This window comes from Bradyrhizobium sp. 25ACV (assembly GCF_054863005.1).
Genome location: NZ_JAVAYO010000130.1, coordinates 1 through 264, shown reverse-complemented (window position 1 = coordinate 264; position 264 = coordinate 1). Strand labels below are relative to the sequence as shown.

Annotated in this window: 1 protein-coding gene; it reads left to right on the top strand. The window is 38.6% G+C overall.

The window, feature by feature from the left end:
* Positions 1-29: 29 nt before the first annotated feature.
* A partial coding sequence (locus tag RAD04_RS38850; protein ID WP_461627989.1) for a hypothetical protein occupies positions 30-264 on the top strand: 235 nt, incomplete at its 3' end.

Below are 264 nucleotides of genomic sequence, written 5' to 3'. Positions count from 1 at the left end.
ACAATACTTTTAGGGGGAGGATGTTTAGTATGAACGGTTTATTGTGCAAGCTCAATGGAAAACTTACACTGGTATTAACTCTTATTTTGACTCTTGGAATCACTTCTGCTTTTGGTCAGGCTTCAGCAAAAGAACAATGGAACCCACAAAAGCAGCAGAGAATTGCTCAGGCTATTTTCGATGCTGCTGCATACAATGAAGTAGATAAAGCTTTTTCCTTTGACGAATCTAAAGTTATCAATGCTGGATTGCCAAAGGATATCG